This is a genomic window from Ruegeria sp. BHSC276 (genome assembly GCF_059612945.1).
Genome location: NZ_JBXWRP010000005.1, coordinates 319666 through 345000 on the forward strand (window position 1 = coordinate 319666; position 25335 = coordinate 345000).

The 25335-nt window shown below is 62.3% G+C and carries 29 protein-coding genes and 1 tRNA gene (1 of these 30 only partly in view); 18 read left to right on the forward strand and 12 right to left on the reverse strand.

Annotated features, from left to right (window positions below; translation table 11 throughout):
* On the reverse strand, positions 1-666 hold the full coding sequence (locus AC2FMD_RS10680) for a hypothetical protein (protein ID WP_496711689.1): 666 nt from the start codon (positions 664-666) through the stop codon (positions 1-3).
* A gap of 152 nt (positions 667-818) precedes the next feature.
* On the opposite strand from AC2FMD_RS10680, the gene AC2FMD_RS10685 reads away from it, so the two are divergent.
* From AC2FMD_RS10685 to AC2FMD_RS10705, 5 genes are all read left to right on the forward strand, one after another.
* On the forward strand, positions 819-1139 hold the full coding sequence (locus tag AC2FMD_RS10685) for an antibiotic biosynthesis monooxygenase family protein (protein WP_496711690.1): 321 nt from the start codon (positions 819-821) through the stop codon (positions 1137-1139).
* A gap of 72 nt (positions 1140-1211) precedes the next feature.
* On the forward strand, positions 1212-1619 hold the full coding sequence (locus tag AC2FMD_RS10690; protein ID WP_496711691.1) for a universal stress protein: 408 nt from the start codon (positions 1212-1214) through the stop codon (positions 1617-1619).
* Positions 1620-1783: 164 nt separating this feature from the next.
* Positions 1784-2122, forward strand: a complete 339-nt coding sequence (locus AC2FMD_RS10695; RefSeq protein WP_496711692.1) for an excalibur calcium-binding domain-containing protein — start codon at positions 1784-1786, stop codon at positions 2120-2122.
* 177 nt (positions 2123-2299) lie between these two features.
* The gene (locus AC2FMD_RS10700) at positions 2300-2527 is read left to right on the forward strand and encodes a hypothetical protein (protein ID WP_496681939.1); all 228 of its coding nucleotides are present in this window, start codon (positions 2300-2302) and stop codon (positions 2525-2527) included.
* Positions 2528-2591: 64 nt separating this feature from the next.
* Positions 2592-2945: an MmcQ/YjbR family DNA-binding protein gene (locus AC2FMD_RS10705; RefSeq protein ID WP_496681940.1), complete on the forward strand. Its 354-nt coding sequence runs from the start codon at positions 2592-2594 to the stop codon at positions 2943-2945.
* On the opposite strand, the gene AC2FMD_RS10710 is transcribed toward AC2FMD_RS10705, so the two are convergent.
* On the reverse strand, positions 2942-3649 hold the full coding sequence (locus AC2FMD_RS10710; RefSeq protein ID WP_496742236.1) for an ORF6N domain-containing protein: 708 nt from the start codon (positions 3647-3649) through the stop codon (positions 2942-2944). The two genes, AC2FMD_RS10705 and AC2FMD_RS10710, sit on opposite strands and share 4 nt — an antisense overlap.
* A gap of 292 nt (positions 3650-3941) precedes the next feature.
* On the opposite strand from AC2FMD_RS10710, the gene AC2FMD_RS10715 reads away from it, so the two are divergent.
* Positions 3942-4616, forward strand: coding sequence for a hypothetical protein (locus AC2FMD_RS10715; protein ID WP_496742237.1), 675 nt, complete (start codon positions 3942-3944; stop codon positions 4614-4616).
* A 78-nt stretch (positions 4617-4694) separates the two neighbouring features.
* On the opposite strand, the gene uvrB is transcribed toward AC2FMD_RS10715, so the two are convergent.
* Positions 4695-6881 (reverse strand): excinuclease ABC subunit UvrB, encoded by a 2187-nt coding sequence (uvrB, locus tag AC2FMD_RS10720; RefSeq protein ID WP_496742238.1) that lies wholly within the window; start codon positions 6879-6881, stop codon positions 4695-4697.
* A 160-nt stretch (positions 6882-7041) separates the two neighbouring features.
* On the opposite strand from uvrB, the gene AC2FMD_RS10725 reads away from it, so the two are divergent.
* On the forward strand, positions 7042-7353 hold the full coding sequence (locus AC2FMD_RS10725; RefSeq protein WP_149777332.1) for an ETC complex I subunit: 312 nt from the start codon (positions 7042-7044) through the stop codon (positions 7351-7353).
* Positions 7354-7830 carry a GNAT family N-acetyltransferase gene (locus AC2FMD_RS10730; RefSeq protein ID WP_496742239.1) on the forward strand — a complete coding sequence of 159 codons (477 nt, stop codon included), beginning with the start codon at positions 7354-7356 and terminating at the stop codon, positions 7828-7830.
* 51 nt (positions 7831-7881) lie between these two features.
* Here AC2FMD_RS10730 and AC2FMD_RS10735 read toward each other — a convergent pair whose 3' ends face one another.
* A complete protein-coding gene (locus tag AC2FMD_RS10735) occupies positions 7882-9006 on the reverse strand; it encodes an ROK family transcriptional regulator (RefSeq protein WP_496742252.1) in 1125 nt (374 codons plus the stop codon).
* Between the two features lie 305 nt (positions 9007-9311).
* Between AC2FMD_RS10735 and AC2FMD_RS10740 the strand changes: the two genes are divergently transcribed.
* The 4 genes from AC2FMD_RS10740 (at position 9312) to AC2FMD_RS10755 (ending at position 12879) form a co-directional block, all read left to right on the forward strand.
* On the forward strand, positions 9312-10280 hold the full coding sequence (locus AC2FMD_RS10740; protein WP_496794990.1) for a sugar ABC transporter substrate-binding protein: 969 nt from the start codon (positions 9312-9314) through the stop codon (positions 10278-10280).
* Between the two features lie 114 nt (positions 10281-10394).
* On the forward strand, positions 10395-11468 hold the full coding sequence (locus AC2FMD_RS10745; protein WP_496681955.1) for an ABC transporter permease: 1074 nt from the start codon (positions 10395-10397) through the stop codon (positions 11466-11468).
* Positions 11468-12244 carry an ATP-binding cassette domain-containing protein gene (locus AC2FMD_RS10750; protein WP_496681957.1) on the forward strand — a complete coding sequence of 259 codons (777 nt, stop codon included), beginning with the start codon at positions 11468-11470 and terminating at the stop codon, positions 12242-12244. The genes AC2FMD_RS10745 and AC2FMD_RS10750 overlap by 1 nt, the downstream gene beginning before the upstream one ends.
* A complete protein-coding gene (locus tag AC2FMD_RS10755) occupies positions 12241-12879 on the forward strand; it encodes an AAA family ATPase (RefSeq protein ID WP_496742240.1) in 639 nt (212 codons plus the stop codon). Before AC2FMD_RS10750 ends, AC2FMD_RS10755 begins: the two co-directional genes overlap by 4 nt.
* Here AC2FMD_RS10755 and AC2FMD_RS10760 read toward each other — a convergent pair.
* The 6 genes from AC2FMD_RS10760 to AC2FMD_RS10785 form a co-directional block, all read right to left on the reverse strand.
* Complete coding sequence (locus tag AC2FMD_RS10760) at positions 12876-13394, reverse strand: GNAT family N-acetyltransferase (RefSeq protein ID WP_496742241.1); 519 nt, start codon at positions 13392-13394, stop codon at positions 12876-12878. The two genes, AC2FMD_RS10755 and AC2FMD_RS10760, sit on opposite strands and share 4 nt — an antisense overlap.
* Positions 13391-13945, reverse strand: coding sequence for a helix-turn-helix domain-containing protein (locus AC2FMD_RS10765; protein ID WP_496681961.1), 555 nt, complete (start codon positions 13943-13945; stop codon positions 13391-13393). The genes AC2FMD_RS10760 and AC2FMD_RS10765 overlap by 4 nt, the downstream gene beginning before the upstream one ends.
* A gap of 108 nt (positions 13946-14053) precedes the next feature.
* Entirely contained in the window at positions 14054-15067 is a 1014-nt protein-coding gene (locus tag AC2FMD_RS10770) for a Fe(3+) ABC transporter substrate-binding protein (RefSeq protein WP_496742242.1), read from the reverse strand.
* A gap of 99 nt (positions 15068-15166) precedes the next feature.
* Positions 15167-15562: a hypothetical protein gene (locus AC2FMD_RS10775; protein ID WP_496742243.1), complete on the reverse strand. Its 396-nt coding sequence runs from the start codon at positions 15560-15562 to the stop codon at positions 15167-15169.
* A 223-nt stretch (positions 15563-15785) separates the two neighbouring features.
* A complete protein-coding gene (gene ykgO / locus AC2FMD_RS10780) occupies positions 15786-15911 on the reverse strand; it encodes a type B 50S ribosomal protein L36 (RefSeq protein WP_005648635.1) in 126 nt (41 codons plus the stop codon).
* Between the two features lie 81 nt (positions 15912-15992).
* Positions 15993-16067, reverse strand: a tRNA-Val gene (locus tag AC2FMD_RS10785).
* A 148-nt stretch (positions 16068-16215) separates the two neighbouring features.
* Between AC2FMD_RS10785 and AC2FMD_RS10790 the strand changes: the two genes are divergently transcribed.
* Positions 16216-17076 (forward strand): N-formylglutamate amidohydrolase, encoded by an 861-nt coding sequence (locus tag AC2FMD_RS10790; RefSeq protein ID WP_496684297.1) that lies wholly within the window; start codon positions 16216-16218, stop codon positions 17074-17076.
* On the opposite strand, the gene AC2FMD_RS10795 is transcribed toward AC2FMD_RS10790, so the two are convergent.
* Complete coding sequence (locus tag AC2FMD_RS10795; RefSeq protein WP_496742244.1) at positions 17077-18330, reverse strand: DNA polymerase IV; 1254 nt, start codon at positions 18328-18330, stop codon at positions 17077-17079. It lies immediately after the preceding gene.
* A 359-nt stretch (positions 18331-18689) separates the two neighbouring features.
* Entirely contained in the window at positions 18690-19403 is a 714-nt protein-coding gene (gene pyrF, locus AC2FMD_RS10800) for an orotidine-5'-phosphate decarboxylase (RefSeq protein ID WP_496742245.1), read from the reverse strand.
* 87 nt (positions 19404-19490) lie between these two features.
* On the opposite strand from pyrF, the gene AC2FMD_RS10805 reads away from it, so the two are divergent.
* The 5 genes from AC2FMD_RS10805 to msrQ all read left to right on the forward strand — a co-directional run.
* On the forward strand, positions 19491-20747 hold the full coding sequence (locus AC2FMD_RS10805; protein ID WP_496742246.1) for a tetratricopeptide repeat protein: 1257 nt from the start codon (positions 19491-19493) through the stop codon (positions 20745-20747).
* Between the two features lie 97 nt (positions 20748-20844).
* Entirely contained in the window at positions 20845-21159 is a 315-nt protein-coding gene (locus AC2FMD_RS10810) for a hypothetical protein (RefSeq protein WP_496742247.1), read from the forward strand.
* A 126-nt stretch (positions 21160-21285) separates the two neighbouring features.
* Positions 21286-23904: an ATP-dependent chaperone ClpB gene (gene clpB / locus AC2FMD_RS10815; RefSeq protein ID WP_496742248.1), complete on the forward strand. Its 2619-nt coding sequence runs from the start codon at positions 21286-21288 to the stop codon at positions 23902-23904.
* A 180-nt stretch (positions 23905-24084) separates the two neighbouring features.
* A complete protein-coding gene (gene msrP / locus AC2FMD_RS10820) occupies positions 24085-24987 on the forward strand; it encodes a protein-methionine-sulfoxide reductase catalytic subunit MsrP (RefSeq protein WP_496742249.1) in 903 nt (300 codons plus the stop codon).
* A 4-nt stretch (positions 24988-24991) separates the two neighbouring features.
* On the forward strand, positions 24992-25335 hold the 5' portion of the coding sequence (gene msrQ, locus AC2FMD_RS10825; protein WP_496742250.1) for a protein-methionine-sulfoxide reductase heme-binding subunit MsrQ. The gene runs 271 nt beyond the window's last position; only the first 344 of its 615 coding nucleotides appear in the window; it begins with the start codon at positions 24992-24994; its stop codon lies beyond the right edge, outside the window.

The window sequence follows — 25335 nt, forward strand, 5'->3', positions numbered from 1 at the left end:
TCAGAAATCGCGCCACAGGGATAGCTTGAGGCCGACCGACTCTTTGAACGAGTTCTTCTCGAGCCCCACGAGCCAGGTGTTTGGGCCGTCTTTCGGGCGATACGTGATGGATGGCCGGGCGCTCCAATAGAACGGGCGCCCGGACACATAAGAGGTTTCGACCTGCAACAGCGGGTCGATGCGCCGCGGCGAGGACAGGCCTGCGGTAAAGTCCAGCTTTCGGATCACCGCCTCGTGGGTTCGGTATTCAAAAGACGCGTCCACCGCCATCCACCCTCCGCCGACCCGGGTCTTGAACCCTTTTCCCCACGACAATGTCGCCTTGTACATCGCCCAGGCCTGAAGCTGCCGATGATGGGCGCCGATGCCGAATTCGGCGGCAAAACGCCCCGCCTCTTCGAGATCCGCCACGGGAACCCGCGCGAACACCAGCGCATGGCCGTAGAGATCGCGGTGTTCCTCGGCGTCCAACCCTATGGTCAGGTTCGGCCGCAGCCCCCATTCGGCGTACAGCGACGTCTTGTAGGCGGTCGTCCCATCCTCTTGGCGGAACCCGGTCACGGACAGGGCCGTGAACGCCTTGTTCTGTTCGCGCAGCCAGGCACCGGCCAGCGCCGGGCCGGACGCAAGAAGACAAGAGAGCAGAAGCGCGATCAAACGGGTCATGAAGGCAAATTCGTCAATCTTGGTTAACAGAGTGTTAGCTTTGCTTTCATTTCTCTGAATGCCATTTGAACCGGGGCGTTCCCGCCAATGCAGGAAAACCGAGACCTTACGAAAAGCTGTGATAATCTTGATCTCAAAACAGGAGGAGCAAGATGCCCAGGATTTCAAAAGATGCGAATGTTCAGACCGTTATCACCACGTTCGAAATGACGCCGGGCACATGCCAGGACCTGCTCGAAGCGCTGACGGACGCCTATGCGGACTTCATTTCCAAGCAGCCCGGGTTCATTGCCGCGGGCCTGCATGTCAACGACGCCCAGACGCGGATCGCGAACTATTCCCAGTGGCGGCGGCGCGAGGACTTTCTGGCCATGCTGCGGACGCCCGAGATGCGAGAGCGCAACCGTCGGATCAACGAACTGTGCAAAAGTTTCGAGCCGGTGATGTACGACGTTGCCGAAACTTTCGACTGACCGTGACCTGGATCAAGGTCCGTTTCCGCCGGGCGTTTCATTCTGCCGGCGAAACTCAAGGAGGCGCGAGCCATGTATCACAATATTCTTGTCCCGATTTCCTTCGATGCCGAGCGTGACACCTCGGCGCCGCTGAAACTGGCGAAGATCCTGGCGACACCGGATGCGAAGGTGACGCTGTTGCATGTGGTCGAGCACATTCCCGACTATGCGATTTCCTACATGCCGGCAGAATATCTGACCGAGGCGCGCAAGGCGGTCCAGGACGAGCTCAACACCCTGGCCGCAAAGCTGCCAAACGCCAAGGGCGTCGTGGTTGAGGGTCATTCAGGCCGTACGATCCTTGACTGGGCCGAGTCCAACAAGCCTGACCTGATCATTCTGGCCTCGCACCGGCCCGGCATGCAGGATCTGCTGCTGGGGTCGACGGCGACCCATGTGGTGCGCCACGCCAAATGCGCGGTGCATGTGGTGCGTTGACGCCGTGGGCCGGTTCGGTGTCGGCGCCACGGCATTGCCACAGTGTTGGTTCAGAAACGGCGCATGATCGATGAAACGAAGGCCGCCCAAGGCTCGGCTACCGACAGACGTGTCTTGCGGAGGCAACGCGGCGGCGGGCGCTTTCGCCGTGGCGCATCCTGTTCATGGTGCTGACCCTGCCGGTGACCGTTGCGGGCATCGCCTTGGGTATCTACCTGCGCACGTCCGAGTATGACCGCACCGGTGCGATGATGCACCTTTGGGCGCTGGCGGGCTGCGAGGCGGCGCGTTCGGTCGGGCTTGGCCCGATGCGCAAGGGGCAATTGGGGTATCACGAGCGCAACGACCCCGATGGCAACGGGATCGCCTGCGAAACCGGCGCGACAGATCGGTTCAACGCACCGGCGCCAGTTCAATCGGTCGCGCCGAGGCCCGACCGGTCCAAAAGCCAAACTCAACGCAAAATTGGTTCAGCCAAATTCGTTCGTCCCCAAGTGGATTGACCTGCGGTTGTCTCGTCCGCATGCAGCGATCGTTCTGCCTGTGTCTGTACGGAAAATTGCCCGTGTATGCTAAGCTGCAAGCGGCAATTTCGCCCACAGACAGGGAGAAAAACCATGTTTGCAAGAATAACCCAATTCAAGATGAAGCCTGGAACGCGTGAGGCGGCCACGGCAAAAATGAATGAATTGAAGGCCGAAATAATGGGCATGCCCGGCATGCATTGCTTTACCAACGTGATGAACGAAGACGGCAGCGGATATGTGATTTCGGTGGTCGAGAGCGAGGAAACCTCGAACGCGAATGCGCCGAAGGTGGCCGAGCTGTGGGGCCATTTCGCCGAATTCATGGAAGGACCGCCCTCGCCGGCCGGTTTTGATGTGGTGGCGCACTGGGACAAGGGCTGATCCCTTTGGCATGGCCATCGCTACCCGCTTGCCAGTGTTGAGCGGGTCGGTGACACTGCGCCCCATGACCCGGGACGAATTCAACGCCTTCTGCGCCTCTCTGAAGGCCACAAGCCACGTTGTGCAGTGGGGCAACGCGGATGTGTGGAAGGTGGGCGGCAAGGTGTTTGCGATCTGCGGCTGGAACGACGGCAAGGACGCCTTTACTTTCAAGGCCACCGATCTGACCTACGAAGTACTGCAGGATCAGCCCGGCATCCGGCCCGCGCCCTATCTGGCCTCGCGCGGCATGAAATGGCTGCAGGTTTACGACGAACGCGGGATCAGCGACGCGTCCCTGCGCGACCACATCGTTACGTCCTACGAGATGGTCGTGGCCAAGCTTACGAAAAAGATGCGGGCAGAGCTGGGGCTTTAACCCTTCATCGCCTGCAGCAGTTCGATCAGCCGCTTGCGGTCATCGTCATCGGCGTAATCGCCCGCGGCCAACCGTTCAGCGATGCGCAGGCGCAGGCGCTCGTGCTGGGTGCGCACCTCTTCGCCTGCGGTTTCGGCCAGCGTTTTCATGATCACCGCCACCGCCTGCTGGCGCTTGGTGGTGGGGTTGGCGATGTAATCGACCAGGCTCTGCTGCCCGGAATCGAGGATGTTTTCGGCCAGCGCCCGCAACTGCTCGCCATTGGGCAGCAGCGGGGCGGGAGTGCCTTCGGGCGGCAGGATCTCGGGCGCGCTGCGTGGGGTTTCAGCCAGGGCGTTGGCGCCGTCGACGAAGGCCTCGGTGATCATCCGGGTGATCTTGATCGCGCGCGGGTCCTTGAACAGGGTCGAGGCGATGGCCACGCCGTAATCGGTATAGACCCACGGATTGACCCGCCGCCCACCGCGGCCTTTGGGCTTTGAAATCACATTCCGTGATATCAAATCGGCGACCTCGGCATCGGTCAGCTGAAAGCGGTAGCCCTCGAACAGGTCCTTGTTGCGCGAGGCGGCCTGATTGAAGGCGCTGACGGATTTTCCGTAGAACCGCGCCAGATCCTCGGCCAGCACCACGCGGGCGCCACGCACCCGGTGAATGGCGCTTTGGACCTCATGCGTGGAGGGCAGGTTCTTGGTGTTCGTCATGGCAACCGTTTGGAATCACAATTTGTGATTTCAAACGTGGAGGAGGGGGAGGTGGGTGGCAAGGGTGGATTGGGACTACCTCATTCATAAACGAAAGTCAGTCGGCGTCCAAAGCAATCGACCCACATTCGCCAGTCAGGACACAGAAACAAGTCAAACACACATAGAGACCAAAAACCCGATGTTTCATGTCCGGAAGGCGCAAGCAATTGGCTGGAGAAAGCAAGACTAAAGTTGGTGCAAACGCCAATTACGTGACGAACAAGTTTGTTGAAAGATTGGAGTTCAGGACATGACTCGACGGATTAGGCTGGCTTTCAGGCTGTTTGCGGCGCTGACGCTATGTATTTCAGTAGCATTGAATGTCGTTGTCTTTTCAGTTTGGGGCGCATTTGCGATGGTTTCTGGTGCCCTAAACAGCGTTGGTATTACAACGGCCGCCACTCAAGAGGTTTCTGAGCGTGTTGGGAAAAGAAAGGCTCAAAAGAAAATCGCGAAAGAAACGAGAAAAAGTGTCTCTGAACGGCTGGGAAAAGCTGCGGCAAGAAACATCGGAACATCTTTTGGTGAGGCGGTTCCGTTTCTGGGTACGGCAGTAATTGTTGGCGGATTATACTTGGAAATCGAGGATGCCTGCCAAAACGCAAAAGAAATGGCCGGCTTGGAGGCGGCTATCAACGCAGAGAAGGATCCGACGGCAGCACAAATTGAGGCAATGGAAAGCTTTGATTGTTCCGAAACTCTAATACCAGATCGAGAAGACCTCCCGTCCGCATCGGATCTTTGGAGAGCGGCGTACACCGCACGTGGCGAAGCATTGGCGACAGTCAAAGAAAACTTTCCGGAACTGCTTGAGTCTGAAGTCTTTGCTCAAAGCTGGGAGTGGGTTACCGCGTCGACACAATCAGTAGTCGGCTCCGCTACTTCGTTTTTTAATGAGTCAGTTGAGCGACTTAAAGGCAGCTAAAATGACCGCTATCAAGAAACGCTTGGTGCCGCGAAGGAGCTTCTGCCAGAAAAAGTTTGGTGAAGGCTAACAAAAGATTCACCTCTTCCTTCTCTTCACATTCCCACCTCGCTGCCCCGGCCGTCCGGCCGTTGACCGCCCCTGCGACCGGACCGCCTCTTCCGAGGCCTTCTCGACCGCCCATTGACGCGCCATGGGGTCGTCGGCGACGGCCAGATCGACCGCTTCCAGACGTTTGATCTCGTCGCGGATGCGGGCGGCTTCCTCGAATTCCAGGTTCTCGGCCGCCTTGCGCATCTGCTCGCGCAGCCCGTCCAGATGGGCCTCGAGGTTGGCGCCGTGCATCGGCTTGTCGATGGTGGCGGTGACGCGGTTCATGTCCACGTCGCCAGCATAGAGACCGGCCAGAACGTCCTCGACATTCTTCTTCACCGTCTCGGGCGTGATGCCGTGTTCCTCGTTATAGGCGATCTGCTTGGCGCGGCGGCGGTTGGTTTCCTCCAGCGCACGCTCCATGCTGCCGGTGATGCGGTCGGCATACATGATCACGCGGCCCTCGGCGTTGCGGGCGGCGCGGCCGATGGTCTGGATCAGCGAGGTTTCCGAGCGCAGGAAGCCCTCTTTGTCCGCGTCCAGAATGGCGACCAGACCGCATTCGGGAATGTCCAGCCCCTCGCGCAGCAGGTTGATGCCCACCAGCACGTCGAACGCGCCCAGCCGCAGGTCGCGCAGGATCTCGATCCGCTCGATCGTGTCGATGTCGGAATGCATGTAGCGGACCTTGATGCCCTGTTCGTGCATGTATTCGGTCAGGTCTTCGGCCATGCGTTTGGTCAGCGTCGTCACCAGCGTGCGATAGCCCTTGGCCGAGACCTTGCGCACCTCGTCCAGAAGGTCGTCGACCTGCATTTCGACGGGGCGGATTTCGACCTCGGGATCCAAGAGGCCCGTGGGGCGGATCACCTGTTCGGTGAAAACGCCACCGGTCTGCTCCAGCTCCCACGCCGCGGGGGTGGCGCTGACGAAGACGGACTGCGGGCGCATGGCGTCCCATTCCTCGAACTTGAGGGGACGGTTGTCCATGCAGGAGGGCAGGCGGAACCCGTGTTCCGCCAGCGTGAACTTGCGCCGGTAGTCGCCGCGATACATGCCGCCGATCTGCGGTACGCTGACGTGGGATTCATCGGCAAAGACGATGGCGTTGTCGGGGATGAATTCGAACAGGGTCGGCGGCGGTTCACCCGGCGCGCGGCCGGTGAGGTAACGGGAATAGTTCTCGATCCCGTTGCAGACGCCGGTCGCCTCGAGCATCTCGAGGTCGAAATTGGTGCGTTGTTCCAGCCGCTGTGCTTCCAGCAGTTTGCCCTCGCCCACCAGTTGGTCGAGGCGCTGGCGCAATTCCTTTTTGATGCCAAGGATCGCCTGCTGCATCGTCGGTTTCGGCGTGACGTAGTGCGAGTTCGCATAGACGCGGATCTGGTCCATCGTGTCGGTACGCTCGCCGGTCAGGGGGTCGAACTCGGTGATCTGTTCCAGTTCTTCGCCGAAGAACGAGAGTTTCCACGCCCGGTCCTCGAGGTGGGCGGGCCAGATTTCCAGGGAATCGCCCCGCACCCGGAAGCTGCCGCGCTGGAAGGCCTGATCGTTGCGACGGTATTGCTGGGCCACCAGATCGGCCATCACCTGCCGCTGGTCGTATTCGTTCCCGACCTTCAGATCCTGCGTCATCGCCCCGTAGGTCTCGACCGAGCCGATGCCATAGATGCACGAGACCGAGGCCACGATGATCACGTCGTCGCGTTCCAGCAGCGCCCGGGTGGCCGAGTGGCGCATCCGGTCGATCTGTTCGTTGATCTGCGATTCCTTTTCGATATAGGTATCGCTGCGCGGCACATAGGCTTCGGGCTGGTAGTAGTCGTAGTACGAGACGAAATATTCGACCGCATTGTCCGGGAAGAAGCCCTTGAACTCGCCATAGAGCTGCGCCGCCAGCGTCTTGTTGGGGGCGAGGATGATGGCGGGGCGCTGGGTTTCCTCGATCACCTTGGCCATAGTGAAGGTCTTGCCGGTGCCGGTGGCGCCCAGCAGCACCTGGTTGCGCTCGCCGTCCAGAATGCCCTGCGCCAGTTCCCTGATCGCGGTGGGTTGGTCGCCGGCGGGGGCGAACTCGGTATGCATGACAAAGCGCTTGCCGCCTTCGAGCTTCAGGCGGGCGCGCACGTCGTCGGCGGTCAACTGGGTCTTGTCGGAATGTGCGTAGGGCATGAGCAGGCTCCGCTTCGGCCCCTTACATTTGTTCTTATTTTGTCCGCATGCAACCCCCGCCGGGCGGGTCATTTGCATCGCCCTGCGGCAATTGCAATCTTGTCGCCGCCCGCGCTCTGCCGCATAAACGGGCGCGACAACCCGAGTATGGAGAGGCGACATGCGCGCACGGATTTACCAGCCTGCCCGAAACGCAATGACGTCGGGAATGGCCAAGACCCGCAAATGGGTTCTGGAATACGCCCCGGCCTCGGCGCGCGAGGTCGATCCGCTGATGGGCTGGACATCTTCCAGCGACACCCAGACCCAGGTGCGCCTGCGGTTCGACACCAAGGAAGAGGCGCTGCACTATGCGCGGGAACACGGCATCGACGCGCAGGTCGTCGAGCCCCACAAGCGCAAACCCAATATCCGCCCGCGCGGATATGGCGAAAACTTTGCCACCGACCGGCGCGGCCCCTGGACCCACTGAATGATCCGGATTTGTCCGGCCGATCCGACATCGGATGCATTGCGTCCGGTGGTAGAGGCCCATGTCGCGCACAGCCGGTGGGCCGGCCCTGCAGAGAGCAATCATACGCTGCAACCTGATGCATTGACCGCGCCGGACATCCGGTTCTGGGCGATCCTAGAGGACGATCAGGTGCTGGGCTGCGGGGCGCTCAAGGCGCTGCCCGATGGCACGGCCGAGGTCAAATCGGTGCATGTGCTGCCGCAGGCGCGGGGCCGGGGGCTGGCCCGCCGGATGATGGAGCATCTGGCTGAAATCGCCCGGTCAGAAGGCTTTGCAGCGCTTGTTCTGGAAACCGGCGCGGCGCATCTTCCGGACTATGACGCTGCTCGCAAACTGTACGAGGCGTTGGGCTACGGCTATTGCGGCCCAATCTTTGGATATCATCACGATCCCAACAGCGCATTCATGCGTTTGGATCTTGTGCCACGGCCCTGATCGGCCGGGTGACCCGACGACACATTCGACAGCCCATGTTCAAGGGCCGCTTCACGTCTCGACCAGATATCGGTCCGACAATGGCAGGCTGGCGGCGCCCAACGCGCGTGCGTCCGGTCCGACCGAGCCGGCCGAAATCGACGGTGCTTCCAGCCCGGTCAGGTTCAGCCGGGACAGGCGGTCCCGAACCAACGTAATCAGCCGGGACTTGACCGCATTCGGCATCCAGCCGTCGATCTTGACGCACTCGAAATCGATCAGGCTACAACTGGACAGGATGGCATGGGCCAGACCCTGTGCCGCCCGGTTCAGCCACCGCTCGAGCAGGTCGGCGGGAATCGTCCAGCGCTCGGGCGAATGCCACAGGCCCGATGCGTCGCAACCAGAGGCCGCCAACGCGCGTTCGAGGACATACAGGCTGGCCACCTCGATCAGGGGTAGTACTTGCCCCGACCCGACGGAGACCGGCATCGGCCCCAACGCGCCGGCGTTTCCCCGGCCGGCAAAGATGGACCCGTTCAACACAACGCCGCCGCCGACGAAATAGCCGACATAGAAATAAAGGAAATCCCGCGGTCCTTCGGTTGGGCCGAATACCAGTTCCGCGCCGCAGGCGGCCGTCGCGTCATTTTGGGCATAGACCGGAACATCGCAGATGTCCGAAAGGCTGGCCCGCAGGTCGGCCATGCGCCATGGGTCCATCTTTTCCTGCGGGACCTGCAGAATCTGTGCCCAGTCCCACAGGTAAAAGGGCATGGCGATGCCCAAGCCTGCCACTCGCGCGCGTGCGGGTTCGGACAGCGCCTCTGTCATGTGGGTCAGGGACCGGACTGCGAAATCGAGCGTCTGCTGCGGGGTGGGGTAGTCATAAGTGGTGCGGGACCGGTCGCGAACCCGCCCCAGGAAATCGGTCAGCACCATCTCCGAGCTACGGCGCCCGACCTTCAGGCCCAGGAAATAGGCACCGTCCGGGTTCAATCGCATCGGCACCGAAGGCTGTCCGACCTTGCCTCGTTGCGGCTCGCCGCGCAACAGCAGCCCGTCGCTTTCCAACTGCCGCATGATGACCGAGACGGTCTGCGCCGACAGGCCGGCCATGCGCGCCAATTCTGACTTGGCCAGCGCCTGATGGCGCCGGACCAGCGACAAAACCAGTTTTTCATTGCGCGCGCGCATGCCGCTTTGGTTGGTCCCGCGCACGTTTGACGGGCGGTTCGAGGGGCCGGTCTCGATTGCGGGTTTCTCGGTCACGGGGTGCTCCTTGTTCCAGCAAGAATGTGGCGTGGGCCGTGGGGTGTCAATAATAATTAAGAGTGATTTAATTATTGACAGGAATCGGGAATTGCCTGATGGTTTTGTCCATGGGAGCGGATCGAATTTCGCCCGCTTGCCCAAGACGTCTGCGGGCGTCGGAGATAACGGGAGGAAAAGCTTTGAAAATTTCAGCATTTGCTGGCGCGACCGCGTTGGCCCTGACAGCCATGGCGAGCGCTGCCGCCGCGCAGGACACGGTCTGTCTGATCACCAAAACCGACACCAACCCCTTCTTCGTGAAGATGAAAGAGGGGGCCACCGCCAAGGCCGAAGAGCTGGGCATGACGCTCAAGGCGTTTGCCGGCAAGATCGACGGCGACCATGAAACTCAGGTGCAGGCGATCGAGACCTGCATTCTGGATGGCGCCAAGGGTATCCTCTTGACCGCATCTGATACCTCGTCGATCGTCCCCGCCGTCCAGCAGGCGCGCGACGCGGGTGTGCTGGTCATCGCGCTGGATACACCGCTGGAGCCGATCGACGCGGCCGATGCAACCTTTGCCACCGACAACTTTCTGGCCGGCGAGCTGATCGGCAAATGGGCCGCGGCCACACTGGGGGACGAAGCCCAGAACGCCAAGATCGCCATGCTGGACCTGGCAGTCAGCCAGCCCTCGGTCGGGGTGCTGCGCGACCAAGGCTTCCTGCAGGGGTTCGGCATTGACCTGGGCGACCCGAACAAATGGGGCGACGAGACCGACCCGCGCATCGTGGGCCATGACGTCACCGCCGGGAACGAAGAGGGCGGCCGCAAGGCCATGGAGAACCTTCTGGCCAAGGATCCGATGGTCAATGTGGTCTACACGATCAACGAACCGGCTGCCGCCGGTGCGTATGAGGCGCTCAAGGCCATCGGCCGCGAAAACGATGTGCTGATCGTTTCGGTCGACGGCGGCTGCCCCGGTGTGCAGAACGTGGCCGACGGTGTGATCGGCGCTACCTCGCAGCAATACCCGCTGCTGATGGCGTCGCTTGGCGTCGAGGCAGTCAAGAAATGGGCCGACGAGGGCGTGAAGCCCGAGAACACGCCCGGCAAAAATTTCTATGACACCGGTGTTGCGCTGGTAACGGACAAGCCGGCCGCTGGCGTCGAGTCGATCTCGGTCAAAGAGGGCATGGACCTCTGCTGGGGCTGATCTGATCCCTTCAGGGGCCGCGCGCTGCGGCCCCTGAATTGAACCACGACCTCACCCGAAATTTTGCTAGAGTCGCCCCAAGACGGGAGCTTGGCGCATGGGGGAACCTCATTGATGTCCGACACATCGAGACAGTCCGACGATTTCGAAGCCGCAGCCAAAGGCAGCCCGGAACAGGTTGCCGAATTCGAAGATCACCACCGCGGGTTCATGGGGACAGTCCAACACTTTCTGCATGTGAACCCGTCGCTGGTGCCGCTGATCGTTTTGGTGGCGGCGATCCTGATTTTCGGCGTCTTGCTGGGCGCCAAGTTCTTTTCGCCCTTTGCCCTGACCCTGATCCTGCAGCAGGTGCAGATCGTCGGCATCGTGGCCGCCGCCCAAAGTCTGGTAATCCTGACCGCCGGGATCGACCTGAGCGTGGGCGCGATCATGGTCATGTCGTCGGTTGTGATGGGCCAGTTCACTTTCCGCTACGGGCTGCCGCCTACGGTGGCGATCCTGTGCGGTCTGGCCATCGGGACCGCAATCGGCGCGGTGAATGGATTCCTGGTCAGCCGGGTCAAGCTGCCGCCCTTCATCGTGACGCTGGGCATGTGGCAGATCGTACTGGCCGCCAACTTCCTGTATTCACAGAATGAAACCATCCGGTCGCAGGAAATCGAGGCCAACGCCCCGATCCTTCAGCTGTTCGGCGCCAAAATCAATGTCGGCGGGGCGGTGTTCACGGTCGGAGTGATCTTCATGCTGGTGCTGATCCTGGTGCTGGCCTATGCGCTGCGGCATACCGCGTGGGGCCGCCATGTCTATGCCGTGGGCGACGACCCCGAGGCAGCCGAGCTGTCGGGCGTGAACGTGCATCGAACGCTGATGTCGGTCTACATGCTTTCGGGGCTGATTTGCGCCTTTGCCGGCTGGGCGCTGATTGGGCGCATAGGCTCGGTCTCGCCCACCTCGGGGCAGTTGGCCAACATCGAAAGCATCACCGCCGTCGTGATCGGAGGCATTTCTTTGTTCGGGGGGCGCGGGTCGATCCTGGGCTCGTTGTTCGGGGCGCTGATCGTGGGCGTGTTCACCCTCGGCCTGCGGTTGTTGGGCGCGGATGCGCAGTGGACCTTCCTTCTTATCGGTATGCTGATCATCGCCGCCGTGGCCGTGGACCAGTGGATCAGAAAGGTAGCAGCGTGATGGAACCCATTCTCAAAGGGCGCAACTTGGTCAAACGCTATGGCAGGGTCACGGCGCTGGATCATTGCGATTTCGACCTGATGCCGGGCGAAATCCTGGCCGTGATCGGCGACAACGGTGCAGGTAAATCGACCTTGATCAAGGCGGTTTCCGGTGCCGTCGCCCCGGATGAGGGCGAGATCTGGCTGGAAGGGCGCAAGGTCGATTTCCACTCGCCCATCGACGCACGCGAAGCCGGGATCGAAACGGTCTATCAGACGTTGGCCATGTCGCCCGCCCTGTCGATCACCGACAACATGTTCATGGGGCGCGAGATCCGGCGCAAGGGTCCTTTGGGCTCGGTATTCCGGATGCTCGACCGCCCTGCGATGGAGAAGTTCGCCCGCGACAAGCTGAACGAACTGGGGCTGATGACGATCCAGAACATCAACCAGGCGGTCGAGACCTTGTCGGGTGGACAGCGTCAGGGCGTTGCCGTGGCCCGGGCGGCGGCGTTCGGATCCAAAGTCATCATCCTCGACGAACCCACCGCGGCGCTTGGTGTCAAGGAAAGCCGGAGGGTTTTGGAGCTGATCCAAGACGTGAAATCGCGTGGTATTCCGATCATTCTGATCAGCCACAACATGCCCCATGTGTTCGAAGTGGCCGACCGCATCCATGTGCATCGGTTGGGCAAGCGGCTCTGCGTGATCGACCCCAATGATTACACCATGTCCGATGCCGTGGCGTTCATGACCGGCGCCAAAGAGCCGCCGGAACAGGATCGCGCGGCATGACGGTTGCAGGGTCATCGCCGCAGGCGCTGGCCGAGCGGATCGCCGACGCCGCAGCCGGGCTGGCGGGCCGTGAAACGCGCCAGCTTGTCGCCGTGGCCGGGCCGCCGGGCGCGGGGAAATCCACGGTGGCCGCGCTTGCACAACAGGCGCTGCAGGTGCGCGGCATTCCGACCGGTCTGCTGTCGATGGATGGTTTCCACTATGACAACCAGATTCTGACGGCGCGCGATCTGCTGCCGCGCAAGGGTGCGCCCGAGACATTCGACCTGCCGGGCTTTCATGCCTTGTTGCGCCGCCTCCAGGCCGAAGACGAGGTCGCCGTGCCCGAGTTCGACCGTGTGCTCGACAAGTCCATCGCCGCCTGTTCGTTCGTAACCCGCGACCAGAAGGTGGTGATCGTAGAGGGAAATTATCTCCTGCTGGACGAACCGGGGTGGCGCGATCTGCGCGACCTGTGGGCGTTGACCGTGTTTTTGGACGTGCCATTGCCCACGCTGGAGGCGCGCTTGCTGGACCGTTGGATCGGGCTGGGCCTGCCTCGCGAAGAAGCCGAGCGCCGAGCCTTCGCCAATGACATTCCCAACGCCCGGCGCGTGGTGCAGAACTCGGGCTCGGCCGACCTAGTGCTGCGTTAGCCCAGCGCCTTGTACATGTAGGTGGTTGGTTCGAACACGGGCTCGAACGGGTTGCGGCAATAGCCGGGAATCTCTCCAGCAGTTTTAAACCCCAGGCTTTGGTACAGGATACGCGAGGGGTCGGTGCTGCGCGTGTCCAGCACCAACAGGGTTCGGCCAAGTTCGGTGGCGCGCTCTAGCAGGGCACCCATCAAGGCGCGGCCCAGCCCGCGCCGCCGTGCGTCGGGATGCACCAGCAGCTTGGCCACATCGGCGCGGTGCGGTTGGTTGGGCATCGCAGCCGGAATCAGCTGAACCGTCCCTTGGATGCGTCCATCATCATGGGCTACGAAAAGATCCAGCTCTCCGGCTGACAGCCCGGGGCGCACGCGCTCCTGCCAATAGGCGCGCGCGGCGTCACGGGAAAACGGCAAAATGAACCCTATGCTGGAGCCGGTATGCACGCAGCCGTGCAGGATATCCGCCAGATCGTCCACCGCCTGGTCAAAAGTTGTTTCGGTCAGGCGTGTAATCATATCAGCACCAGAATGTAGCGGGCGCCGCGGGACGCCTCGGTTTCAAAACGGGTTGCGCCGGACAGGTGATAGCGCAGGCAGTCGCCCGCGTTCAGCGCGTGGGGCGTGCCATCGACCGTCAGGGTCAGCGCGCCATCCAGTACGACCAAGTGGTGTTCCTGCCCGGGTCGTGGCGGCGCGTCATAGGCGATCGTGGTGCCGGGCGGCAGGTGACATTCCAGGACCTCGCCCGTCAGCCCCGCCGAGGGCGGCGACACCGATCGGCGCGTGAACCCGGTTTCGGGGTCGCGCCACTCGATCTGCCGTTCGTAAGGAACCTTGGGGTCGAAGCTGTCCTCGACCATCATCAACAGGCGCGACATCGGCAGTCCGTAGGCTGCGCACAACCGGCCAAGATTCTCGGCTGTCGGACTGACTTCGGCCTTCTCCATGCGCGACAGAGTGGCTCGGCTGACCCCGCTGGTCTGGGCGAGTTGTTCAAGCGACCAGCCCCGACTGCGGCGCAGGTCGCTCAGGTGGCGGGCGAGGCGGCTGGACAAGCAGTCAAGCATTGGTCATATCCGGGAAACATTTTCGATAATGAGAAAAGTAACAGAAATAAATAAAATAAAAAGGGGCGCGTTTGCCGCGCCCCTTGAACTGCTCGATATGATGGCGGCTTACTTCCAGCCAACCTCATTGAAGATCTTCTGGGCCTCGGGGATGTTCTTGGCGACTTCAGACAGGTTCACGTCGTCGGCCTTGAACTCACCCAGAGCAGCCACGTTCTCGGCCAGCGGCGCGCCGGGAACGGCAGGGTATTCGTCATTGCCGTTCGAGAAATAGACCTGCGCTTTATCGCTGGCGAGATACTCCAGGAACTTGATGGCGGCGTCCTTGTTCGGAGCATGTGCCGCGACACCGGCGCCCGACAGGTTCATATGCGCGCCTTCCGCGTCCTGCGACGGGAACTGGATGCCGATCATGTCGACGCTGTCCGACAGGCCCTTGACGTCTTTGCGCAGGGCGCGTGCAAAGTAGTAGGAGTTCGACACGGCGATCTCGCATTCACCCGAGACGATGCCGCGCAGCTGGTCGGTGTCGCCGCCCTGCGGGTCACGCGCCATGTTGGCGACCACGCCCGCGGCCCATTCCTTGGCCTTCTCGGCGCCGTGATGGGTGATGATCGAGGCCAGCAGCGTCTGGTTGTAGGTGTTGGTCGACGAGCGGATGCAGACCAGCCCTTTGTATTCGGGATTCGCCAGGTCCAGGTAGGTTGCCGGCGGGTTGGTCACGTCATTCTTGTCGTAGAAGATGATGCGCGCGCGCTGCGAGAAGCCGAACCACTGGTTGTCCTCGTCCTGTAGGTTGGCGGGGATGCGCTCTTCCAGCACGTCGCTGTTGACCGCCTGCAGCAGGCCCACGTTCTTGGCCCGCGCCAGGCGCGAGGTGTCCACGGTCAGCAGGATGTCGGCGGGCGAGTTCGCGCCTTCGGCTTCCATCCGTGCGATCAGCTCGTCGGCCTTGCCTTCGATGCGATTGATCTTGATGCCGGTGGCCTCTTCGAAATCGGTGTAGAGGCGCTCGTCGGTATCGTAGTGACGCGAGGAGTACAGGTTCAGCTCGCCTTCGGCGGCGGCCGATCCGGCGATCAGGGCCGACAGGGCGGCGGCGATAAAGCGCTTGGTTTTCATCTGTGTTGGTCCCAGTTGTCGAATCTCAGGAGCGGGTATTTCCCGACTGATTTGCTCAATTAAACGATTTCGGGCGAGATGCAAGGAAATCTGACAAAATTACTTGGTCAAAAATGCCGCGGCGCTCGTGGGGGTTAACCAGTTCGTTAACCATGTCGGAGCCAATTGGTAGAGCCGCTCCGCCGGACAGCGGCAAGCGCCGGCGTCAGGTCGGTTCGGCGCAAATGGCGGAAGGGCTCTCGAAATAGTCGAAGTGTTGCTGGAAGCCGTGACGCTGCTGTTGCTTTTCGGGCTTGTCGCGGGGCCGGTCTGGCTTTGCGTCAGATTGCTCGCTTTTTTCCGACCGGGTTCACCCGGGGCTTGTTGCTCGTCGTCGGTCTGACCATCCTTTTTTCGTGGTGGCGCGACTTCGCACTTGATCTTGCACTGCTTGCAATGAGCGTGGATCTTGACGGTTTCACGACCGATGAGCGGATGCGCGGCGTTGTTCCACATTTGCGGGAGCGGGCGGAGCGCATGGTCTTTTCACTCGAACGGTTGGGCATCAGCTGGCCGATAGGGGCAGGATTCGCGTTGTTCGCTTCAGTCCCCTACGCGATGGCGGTCTGTTGCATCACATGGCTCGTGCGGAAGGGGCTCGGGCGGGGCCGCGGGGAAGATCGAGCACAAAAAAACCGCGCCCAGAGGCGCGGTTTCTTGAAACGGTGTTTCGCCGTCCTCAGCCCTGGCGGGCTTTGAACTTGCGCTGCGTCTTGTTGATGACGTAGACGCGGCCTTTGCGACGCACGACCCGGCAGTCGCGGTGCCGGTTCTTGAGCGAGCGGAGCGAGTTCTTGACCTTCATGGCCTATCTCCAGTTCCTGCGGCGCGGGCCAGCGCCTGGGTTAGCGGGTGCCCCGGGTCAGACCCGAAACAGTGAAACAGATGGTGGGCGGTACAAGGATCGAACTTGTGACCCCTTCGATGTCAACGAAGTGCTCTACCGCTGAGCTAACCGCCCACTTTCCCTTTGCGAGATCCGCCCCAGAACGAAATGGGGCGCGGAACCCCGCGCCGGTGGAGCGCTCTATAAAAGGAGTCGCGCAGGGGTTCAAGGGGTTTGGTCGAACAATTTTCCGGTCTATGTTGTTCGGAAAGAGGGAGTGGACATGCACAGCACCGCATATGCTTTGGAAATGCCCGCGAAACGCAGCTCGTGCGTGGTGTTTTCCTCGCCCCACAGCGGCCGGAACTATACCCAGCCCTTCCTGGAGCGGTCGATTCTGAACCGCGACGTGATTCGTTCGTCCGAGGATGCCTTCGTTGATCAGCTTTTTGCATCTGCCCCGGATCACGGCGCGCCGCTGATCGCCGCGCAGATGCCACGGGCCTTTCTGGATCTGAACCGCAGCGCAGACGAGCTTGACCCGGCTTTGATCATGGGTGCCCGCCGGTCGGGGCACAATCCGCGCGTTGCCTCGGGGTTGGGAGTGATTCCCCGGGTGGTGGCAAATGGCCGCGCGATATACAGCGGCAAGCTGACCATGGATGAGGCCCGTCTGCGCATCGACACCTATTGGCGGCCCTATCACGCCCGGCTGAAATCACTGCTGGCTGAATCGATCGGCTCCTTCGGGCAGGCGATTCTGGTCGACTGCCACTCGATGCCGCACGAGGCGGTGGCCCTGGCCGGAACCGCGCATGGGCGCCGCCCGGAGATTGTACTGGGTGACCGGTTCGGTGCGTCGGCTTCGGGGGTGATCGTGGATCAGATCGAAGCGGCCTTTGTCTCGGCCGGGCTGACCGTGGTCCGCAACACGCCGTTTGCGGGGGCCTACGTGACGCAGACCTACGGCCGTCCGGCGCGAAATCAGCACGCCATACAGATCGAGATCGACCGCGCGCTCTACATGGATGAATCTACGATCGAACCCAACGCCGACTTTGACTCGTTCCGCGCGGTTCTGGCGCGGGTGATCGCCGATATCGCCCGGATCGGGGCACAGCCCGAGCGTCTGGCCGCGGAATAGCTAGCGCAGCGCACGCCCTTTCACGATTGCATCGCTGCCGAACTTGCGGCGGATCTCGTCCGCAGCGCGTTCGGCCTTGCTGCGCTGGGCGGCGCCGGGATCCAGCAGGTCGCCCAAGGCATCGGCCTGTTCCGCCGGACACAGATCTGACAAGCCGCAACCCAACAGGCGGTACGGCCCCTGATCGCCGACCTGATCGAACAGGCCGCGCGCGGTGCGATAGATCCGGTCGGCCATCTGGGTTGCGTCGCGCAACGACACGCGCCGCGTCAGGATCTTGTGGTTGGCCCGTTTCAGCTTGAGCGTCACCACCCGCCCGGCCAGCCCCTTGGCCTTGGCGCGGTCGGCCACCTTTTCCGCCATCCGCCACAGATGCCCGTCCAGAATGTCAGGGTCGGAGGTGTCCTCGAAGAATGTGGTCTCGTTGCTGATGGATTTCATCGGCGTGTGCGCCGAGACCCGGCGCTTGTCCTGTCCGCGCGCCAGATGCCACAGGCGATGGCCCATCGCGCCGAACCGTGCCGTCAGCGCCTCTTGATCCCAACGCAGCAGGTCCGAGAAGGTGCGGATGCCGGCCCGCTCCAGCGAGTCCTGCGCGGCCGGGCCGATGCCCCAGATCAACCTTACCGGCTTGTCATGTAGGAAATCCGCCGTCTCGGCCTTGCCGATCACCGAGAAGCCGCGCGGCTTGTCCAGATCGGATGCCACCTTGGCCAGGAACTTGTTGTGCGACAGCCCGATCGAGCCGGTCAGGCCCAGTTCGTGCTTCATCCGCCTGACCAGCCGCGCCAGCATCACCGCGGGCGGCGCGCCGTGCAGGCGCTGGGTGCCCGACAGGTCCATGAAGGCCTCGTCCAGCGACAGCGGCTCCACGTCCGGGGTCAGCTCGTCCATCATCGCGCGGATCTGGCGCGAGACCTCGGCATAGACCGACATGCGCGGCTTGATCACCACCGCGTCGGGGCACAGCTTCAGCGCCTGGAACATCGGCATGGCCGAGCGCACGCCGCGGATGCGCGCCACGTAGCAGGCGGTGGACACCACCCCGCGCCGCCCGCCGCCTATGATCACCGGCTTGTCGGCCAGCTCGGGGTTGTCACGCTTTTCGACCGAGGCATAGAAGGCGTCGCAGTCCATATGCGCAATGGTCAGGTCGAAAAGTTCCGGATGGCGCAGAACCCGCGGGCTGCCGCAGGTTGGGCAGCGCCGTTCGTCACCCAGACGGGTCAGGCAATCGCGGCAGAGACCGGGCATCACATTCTCCATGCGCAGCATGACGATGAACCAGAAGCTGTACCCTATCGTAGCCCGCGCGCCAGATCAAAGCGGTTGGCCGAAGAGTTCCGGAAGGAGAAAGAAGACCCCCCGCCGATGCGCGGGGGGAGGTAACGGACCTCAGGAAGTCGCAGTCCGTTGGGGAGTGTCTCTGGCCCAGAATCGCGCGAAAATGCCTATTTTGACAGGGTTTTGACGCTCCGGGCAAAACCGAGGTTTCGCATGTGTGTTTTCGGGCACAGGGACAATTCGGCGCGGAACGAGGGAAAAGTGACGCAAGGTCAATCGGTTGCGCGCCGCTTCCTGCGAAAAAGACCCCGCGCGAAGGCGTGCCGCGCTTAAACCTGCGGCACCGATTTCAGTTCCTCAAGAACCGACCGCGCGGCCGCCTTGGGGTCTTCGGCACGATAGATCGGTCGTCCGACCACAATGTGATCGGCCCCGTCTGCGATCGCTCTGGCCGGGGTGGCGACCCGCTTCTGGTCGCCCAGATCGGCCCCCGAGGGCCGCACACCAGGGGTGACGATCAGTCGGTCCTGGGACTGGGGCAGGGCGCGGATCAGAGCGGCCTCCTGCGGGCTGGCGATCACGCCGTCGGCCCCGGCCTCGAAGGCGCGGGCCGCGCGCTCCACCACCATGTCCTGCATTTCGCCGGCCTTCATCATGCCGGCATCCAGATCTTCACGGTTCAGCGAGGTGAGGATCGTCACCGCGAGAATCTTCAGATCCTTGCCTGCTGCGCCTTCCTTAGCGGCACGCACCACGTGGGGGTCGCCATGGACGGTCAGGAAATCCAGATCGAACTGCGCCAGCCCTCGTACGGCATTCTCGACCGTGTTGCCGATGTCGAACAGCTTCATGTCTAGGAAGATGCGCTTGCCGTGTTCTTGTTTAAGCTCGTTGGCCAGCGCCAGCCCGCCCCCGGTCAGCATGCCCAGGCCGATCTTATAGAATGAAACGGCGTCGCCCAGCGTTTCGGCCAGCTTCAGCCCTTCCAGCGCGTTGGGGACGTCGAGGGCGACGATCAGGCGGTCATCGGCGGTTTGGGACATTGTTTCGGCCTTTCAAGCTTGACGGGATCGGCGCTTCTGTAGAGCGTGTGGCGCATTGAGACAAGAAAAGACGCAGGGACATACGGGATGATGCGGTTGGGTGTGGTGGCCTCGGCGGCTGTTTTGGCCGGGGCGGGCGCGGTCTGGGCCGGCGACACGGATTGCGGCGAGGCCCGGCTGGTCTGGGCGGACGTCAAGGACAGCGGGTCGGCGACAGCCATCGAGAGTTTCGCAGAAATCTACGCCGATTGCCCGATCTATTCGCAGCTGGCGCGCGAACAACTGGCCCAGTTCAATGAAGGCGCACCTGAGCCGGGGGAGGTCAACGCCCCCAAGCAACCGCAACGGCGCCTGCGGGTTTCCGACCTGCGCCCCCGGCCTGAACCAGACCCTGACGAGCCGCCATACGAGCCCGATTATTCAGACGGAGAATATGAGTGCCTGATGGCCGCCGCCGCTCCGGGCCAGTCGTCCTATTTCGACGGGGTGGAATGGGCGGACATGGACGCCGAGAACGCGATGGCGATCTGCGCCGATCTGCTGCTGAACGACCAGGACGTCGATGCCGAGGTCGTGGCCGCCTTTGGTCGGGCGCTGATGAAGGGCGGCAAGCTGGAAATGGCGCTGGAGTTTTCGGAACTGGCTGCGATGGAAGGCAGCGGGCTGGCGATGAACACGCTCGCCACGCTCTATGGCGATGGCGAGATCGTTCCCGAGGACGAAGAGACCGCGTTCGGATGGTACATGGCGGCTGCCGAAACCGGTCTGCCGATGGGAATGCACAACGTCGCGTATGGCTACGAGAACGGGAAAGGTGTTGCACCCGACTTAGACAAGGCACTGTATTATTATGAAAGGGCCGCGTTCTTCGGATACGAGCCGTCTCTGCTGCGCCTCGGCGCTTTCTACCGCGAAGGCACGCATGTCACGCGCGACATGCAGCGCGCGGTCGACTATCTGAAGATGGCCGCCCGAAACGGCAGTGCCGATGCCGCGGCGCGCCTGGGCTACATCTACGAGACCGGCGAGCACGGCTACTCCAAGGACATTGAACAGGCGCTGGACTATTATTTCCAGGCGGCCAAGCAGGACGACGTGGTGGCGCTGCACAATCTGGGGTCTCTGACCTATCACGGGCGGGACGGTGTGCCTCGGGACATGGAAGCGGCCTTTGTGTTCTGGGGCAGGGCCGCAAAGCTCGGCGATATGAAATCGCAGCGCAAGTTCGGCTGGATGCTCTATGAAATCGGCGAAGTCGAAGAGGCGCTGAGGTTTCTTCGCCTCGCGGCAGGGCAGGGCGATGACAAGGCGCAAAAGCTGATCCACCAGATCGAAGGCGGTTGAACCCCGCGCCGGGCCGTGGGGTGGTTTCCCCCGCATTGTCCCAACTGTACTATGGTGCCGGCATTCAGGACCAAAAATTGCACCGAAGGGACAGACCATGAAGCATCTATTTCCGCTGGCCGCCGTGGCCACGCTGGCCGCCTGCGCCGACACGCCGCAGCAGCCCGAAACAGGCGCCGCCCCGCCCCCGACCAACGACGATTTGTATCTCGTCCGCGGCTATCGGTCCGAAAATGACTGGTGCCAGTTGACCGGTGAAACCGCCTTTACCGGCAATTTCCTGGACCACACCGCTGACCTCGTGTCGTGCCCCACCGGCAGCGCCGCCGCGCAGTCGCTGGTCGAGACGCTTGATGCCCAGCAGGTGGCCGAAACCGGCGGCTATACCGTCTATACGATTCCCCGCGGCTGAGCGTTTTTTCACCCGCCACCCTCTTGAAGCGGCAGGGGCATTTCCCAAATTGATTAATGAGGCCCAGAACTAAGCGTGCCGCCGAGCGGGCGCAAAAACCTTGGGCGCTTGGAAAAGGAGAGAATGATGGACTTGAACAAGTTCACCGAGCGGGCACGAGGCTTCGTGCAGGCGGCGCAAACTGTTGCGCTGCGCGAGGGACACCAGAGATTGGCTCCCGAGCATATTCTGAAAGCACTTATGGACGATGATCAGGGGCTGGCCAGCAACCTGATCAAACGTGCGGGCGGCGCGCCCGAGCGTGTGGTCGAGGCGCTGGATGTTGCCCTGGCGAAGATCCCGAAGGTCAGCGGCGACGCGGGCCAGGTCTATCTGGACGGCCAGACCGCCAAGGTTCTTGACGAGGCCGAGAAGATCGCCAAGAAGGCCGGAGACAGCTTCGTGCCGGTCGAGCGTGTGCTGATGGCGCTGTGCATCGTCAAATCCAAGGCCAAGGAGGCCCTGGAAGCCGGTGCCGTGTCCGCCCAGAAGCTGAACGAGGCGATCAACGACATCCGCAAGGGCCGCACGGCCGACAGCGCCAATGCCGAAGAAGGCTATGACGCGCTGAAGAAATATGCCCGCGACCTGACCGAGGCCGCCCGCGAGGGCAAGATTGACCCGATCATCGGCCGCGACGAGGAAATCCGCCGCGCCATGCAGGTTCTGTCGCGTCGGACCAAGAACAACCCGGTTCTGATCGGTGAGCCCGGTGTGGGTAAGACCGCCATCGCCGAAGGTCTGGCTCTCCGCATCGTGAACGGCGACGTGCCGGAATCGCTGAAGGACAAGAAGCTGCTGGCGCTGGATATGGGTGCCCTGATCGCTGGTGCGAAATACCGTGGCGAGTTCGAGGAACGTCTGAAGGCCGTTCTGAACGAGGTCACCGCGGCCGCTGGCGAGATCATCCTGTTCATCGACGAGATGCACACGCTGGTGGGTGCCGGCAAGACCGACGGCGCGATGGATGCGGCCAACCTGATCAAGCCCGCGCTGGCGCGGGGCGAGCTGCACTGCATCGGCGCCACCACGCTTGACGAGTACCGCAAATACGTCGAGAAGGACGCGGCCCTTGCCCGCCGGTTCCAGCCCGTCTACGTGCAGGAACCCACGGTCGAGGACACGATCAGCATCCTGCGCGGCATCAAGGAAAAATACGAGCTGCACCACGGCGTGCGCATCTCGGATTCGGCGCTGGTGTCGGCCGCGACCTTGTCGCACCGCTACATCACCGACCGCTTCCTGCCCGACAAGGCAATCGACCTCGTGGACGAGGCCGCCTCGCGTCTGCGTATGGAAGTGGACAGCAAGCCCGAAGAGCTGGACCAGCTGGATCGCCAGATCTTGCAGCTCCAGATCGAGGAAGAGGCACTGAAGCTCGAAGATGACGCGGCTTCGAAAGATCGGCTTGAGGCCTTGCAGAAGGAACTGGCTGAGCTGAAGGAGAAATCCGCCGAGCTGACTGCCCAGTGGCAGGCCGAGCGTGACAAGCTTGCCAGCGCCCGCGAGCTGAAGGAACAGCTGGACAAGGCGCGCGCCGAGCTGGAGATCGCCAAGCGCGAGGGCAATCTGGCCAAGGCCGGTGAGCTGTCCTATGGCGTGATCCCCGAGCTGGAGCGCAAGCTGGCCGAGGCTGAAAGCCAGGAAAGCAACGCTGTGATGGCCAAGGAAACGGTACGCCCTGAACAGATCGCGGCCGTGGTCGAACGCTGGACAGGTATCCCGACCTCGAAGATGCTGGAAGGCGAGCGTGAAAAGCTGCTGCGCATGGAAGAAGCGCTGCATGCCCGCGTGGTCGGCCAGGACGAGGCCGTGCGCGCCGTGGCCAATGCCGTGCGCCGGGCCCGGGCCGGTCTGAACGACGAGAATCGCCCGCTGGGCTCGTTCCTGTTCCTCGGCCCGACCGGTGTGGGTAAGACCGAGCTGACCAAGGCCGTCGCCGAATACCTGTTCGACGACGAACACGCGATGGTGCGGATCGACATGTCCGAATTCATGGAGAAACACGCCGTCGCCCGCCTGATCGGTGCACCGCCGGGCTATGTCGGATATGAGGAAGGTGGCGTTCTGACCGAAGCCGTCCGTCGGCGGCCGTACCAGGTGGTGCTGTTCGACGAGGTCGAGAAAGCGCATCCGGACGTATTCAACGTGCTGTTGCAGGTGCTGGACGATGGTGTCTTGACCGATGGCCAGGGCCGCACGGTCGACTTCAAGCAGACGCTGATCGTGTTGACCTCGAACCTCGGGTCGCAGGCGCTGAGCCAGTTGCCCGAAGGCGCCGACACGGCGCAGGCCAAGCGCGACGTGATGGACGCGGTCCGGGCGCATTTCCGGCCCGAGTTCCTGAACCGTCTGGACGAGACCATCATCTTCGATCGGCTTCAGCGGTCGGATATGGCTGCGATCGTCGACATCCAGCTGGCCCGCCTGCAGAAGCGGCTTGCCGCGCGCAAGATCCGGCTGGAGCTGGACGAGGCCGCCAAGGAATGGCTGGCCAACGAAGGCTACGACCCGGTCTTCGGGGCGCGTCCGCTTAAGCGCGTGATCCAGCGTGCCCTGCAGAACCCGCTGGCCGAGGCTTTGCTGGCTGGCGAAATCCGGGACGGCGATACCGTGCCGGTGACTGCCGGACCCGATGGCCTGATCATCGGCGACCGGTTGGGCACCACCGACCGCCCGCGCCCGGACGAAGCCGTCGTGCACTAAGCTGCGGCTAGGTTGAAACAGGAAAGGCCCGCCAGAGATGGCGGGCCATTTTGTCGGTCCGGCGTCAGCGGGCGGCCGGTTCGTTACAGTCCCGTCTCTCAATCGTGACGCAAGTTGCCTTGGTCCTGTGCTAAGACCGGGCTAGGTCGGGTCAGGGGTTGAAACGGAACGGAGACCGAGATGGCGCATCGCTGGACCAACAATTTGACATATGCCGACGTCACGCCTCGGGCGGCGTTTCTAAACCGCCGGCAGGTTATGGCGGGGCTGGCCGGATCCGGCCTTGCTGCAATGGCCGGGCGTGCGCAGGCCGAGGCCGTGCCCGAGCCCAACAGCTGGGAAGATATAACCTCGTACAACAACTATTATGAGTTCGGAACTCGCAAGGACGATCCTTCGAAATACGCCCATGCCCTCAAGACCGAACCATGGAGCGTGACAATCGACGGGTTGGTTGACCGTCCGGGGGAGTACGACTTCCAGGATATCATGTCCGAGATGACGATCGAAGAGCGGATCTATCGGTTCCGCTGTGTCGAGGCCTGGTCGATGGTCGTGCCGTGGAACGGGTTCGAGCTGGCCGATCTGCTGAACATGGCTGGTGTGCAGGAGGTGGCGAAATACGTGGCCTTCGAAACCGCGCTGCGTCCGGATGAGATGCCGGGCGTTGCCTATCCGGTTCTGGACTGGCCCTATCGCGAGGGCTTGCGGCTGGACGAGGCCATGCACCCTCTGACGATCATGGCGACGGGTATCTATGGCCGCCCGATCCCCAATCAGAACGGCGCGCCGCTGCGGCTGGTGGTTCCCTGGAAATATGGCTTCAAGTCGATCAAATCGATTGTACGCATCACCCTGACCGAGGACGAGCCACCAACCAGCTGGAACATGGCCAACCCGCGTGAATACGGGTTCTACAGCAACGTGAATCCGACCGTGGATCATCCCCGCTGGTCCCAGGCCTCTGAGCGGGTCATCGGCGGCGGATTGTTTGCCAAGCGTCAGCCAACGCTGATGTTCAATGGCTACGAGTCTGACGTCGCAAGCCTGTATGACGGAATGGATCTGTCCGAGTATTATTAAAGCCATGAGCAAGCTGAACCAGTTCCTGCGTCGCGTTCCGGTCTGGGCGGTTTACCTGCTGGGCCTACTGCCGGCGCCGTGGCTGTTCTATCTGGGGCTGACTGGTGGACTAGGCGTCGAGCCGATCGAGGCGCTGGAACATGAATATGGCGAGCTGGCCCTCCAGTTGCTGATCCTGGGACTGGCAGTGTCGCCGCTGCGACGTCTGGCCGGGCTGAACCTGATGAAGTTCCGGCGGGCGATCGGCGTTCTGACCGTCTGTTATGCGAGCTTTCATCTGCTGGTCTGGCTGGTGCTGGACGTGCAGGTGCCTGCGCAGATCTGGGCGGATATCCTGAAACGGCCATA

Bases quoted from the DNA above. Each gene is read 5' to 3' on its own strand.
- AC2FMD_RS10690 (WP_496711691.1), top strand. From the start codon at position 1,212: ATGTATCACAATATTCTTGTCCCGATTTCCTTCGATGCCGAGCGTGAC.
- uvrB (WP_496742238.1), bottom strand. From the start codon at position 6,881: ATGCCCTACGCACATTCCGACAAGACCCAGTTGACCGCCGACGACGTG.
- AC2FMD_RS10695 (WP_496711692.1), top strand. From the start codon at position 1,784: ATGGTGCTGACCCTGCCGGTGACCGTTGCGGGCATCGCCTTGGGTATC.
- AC2FMD_RS10770 (WP_496742242.1), bottom strand. From the start codon at position 15,067: ATGAAAACCAAGCGCTTTATCGCCGCCGCCCTGTCGGCCCTGATCGCC.
- AC2FMD_RS10680 (WP_496711689.1), bottom strand. From the start codon at position 666: ATGACCCGTTTGATCGCGCTTCTGCTCTCTTGTCTTCTTGCGTCCGGC.
- AC2FMD_RS10805 (WP_496742246.1), top strand. From the start codon at position 19,491: ATGATGCGGTTGGGTGTGGTGGCCTCGGCGGCTGTTTTGGCCGGGGCG.
- AC2FMD_RS10700 (WP_496681939.1), top strand. From the start codon at position 2,300: ATGAATGAATTGAAGGCCGAAATAATGGGCATGCCCGGCATGCATTGC.
- AC2FMD_RS10775 (WP_496742243.1), bottom strand. From the start codon at position 15,562: ATGTGGAACAACGCCGCGCATCCGCTCATCGGTCGTGAAACCGTCAAG.
- AC2FMD_RS10735 (WP_496742252.1), bottom strand. From the start codon at position 9,006: ATGCGCGCGCGCAATGAAAAACTGGTTTTGTCGCTGGTCCGGCGCCAT.
- AC2FMD_RS10765 (WP_496681961.1), bottom strand. From the start codon at position 13,945: ATGCTTGACTGCTTGTCCAGCCGCCTCGCCCGCCACCTGAGCGACCTG.
- AC2FMD_RS10730 (WP_496742239.1), top strand. From the start codon at position 7,354: ATGATCCGGATTTGTCCGGCCGATCCGACATCGGATGCATTGCGTCCG.
- AC2FMD_RS10790 (WP_496684297.1), top strand. From the start codon at position 16,216: ATGCACAGCACCGCATATGCTTTGGAAATGCCCGCGAAACGCAGCTCG.
- AC2FMD_RS10740 (WP_496794990.1), top strand. From the start codon at position 9,312: ATGGCGAGCGCTGCCGCCGCGCAGGACACGGTCTGTCTGATCACCAAA.
- AC2FMD_RS10810 (WP_496742247.1), top strand. From the start codon at position 20,845: ATGAAGCATCTATTTCCGCTGGCCGCCGTGGCCACGCTGGCCGCCTGC.
- AC2FMD_RS10795 (WP_496742244.1), bottom strand. From the start codon at position 18,330: ATGCCCGGTCTCTGCCGCGATTGCCTGACCCGTCTGGGTGACGAACGG.
- clpB (WP_496742248.1), top strand. From the start codon at position 21,286: ATGGACTTGAACAAGTTCACCGAGCGGGCACGAGGCTTCGTGCAGGCG.
- ykgO (WP_005648635.1), bottom strand. From the start codon at position 15,911: ATGAAGGTCAAGAACTCGCTCCGCTCGCTCAAGAACCGGCACCGCGAC.
- AC2FMD_RS10745 (WP_496681955.1), top strand. From the start codon at position 10,395: ATGTCCGACACATCGAGACAGTCCGACGATTTCGAAGCCGCAGCCAAA.
- msrP (WP_496742249.1), top strand. From the start codon at position 24,085: ATGGCGCATCGCTGGACCAACAATTTGACATATGCCGACGTCACGCCT.
- AC2FMD_RS10710 (WP_496742236.1), bottom strand. From the start codon at position 3,649: ATGACGAACACCAAGAACCTGCCCTCCACGCATGAGGTCCAAAGCGCC.
- pyrF (WP_496742245.1), bottom strand. From the start codon at position 19,403: ATGTCCCAAACCGCCGATGACCGCCTGATCGTCGCCCTCGACGTCCCC.
- AC2FMD_RS10685 (WP_496711690.1), top strand. From the start codon at position 819: ATGCCCAGGATTTCAAAAGATGCGAATGTTCAGACCGTTATCACCACG.
- AC2FMD_RS10715 (WP_496742237.1), top strand. From the start codon at position 3,942: ATGACTCGACGGATTAGGCTGGCTTTCAGGCTGTTTGCGGCGCTGACG.
- AC2FMD_RS10760 (WP_496742241.1), bottom strand. From the start codon at position 13,394: ATGATTACACGCCTGACCGAAACAACTTTTGACCAGGCGGTGGACGAT.
- AC2FMD_RS10755 (WP_496742240.1), top strand. From the start codon at position 12,241: ATGACGGTTGCAGGGTCATCGCCGCAGGCGCTGGCCGAGCGGATCGCC.
- AC2FMD_RS10705 (WP_496681940.1), top strand. From the start codon at position 2,592: ATGACCCGGGACGAATTCAACGCCTTCTGCGCCTCTCTGAAGGCCACA.
- AC2FMD_RS10750 (WP_496681957.1), top strand. From the start codon at position 11,468: ATGGAACCCATTCTCAAAGGGCGCAACTTGGTCAAACGCTATGGCAGG.
- AC2FMD_RS10725 (WP_149777332.1), top strand. From the start codon at position 7,042: ATGCGCGCACGGATTTACCAGCCTGCCCGAAACGCAATGACGTCGGGA.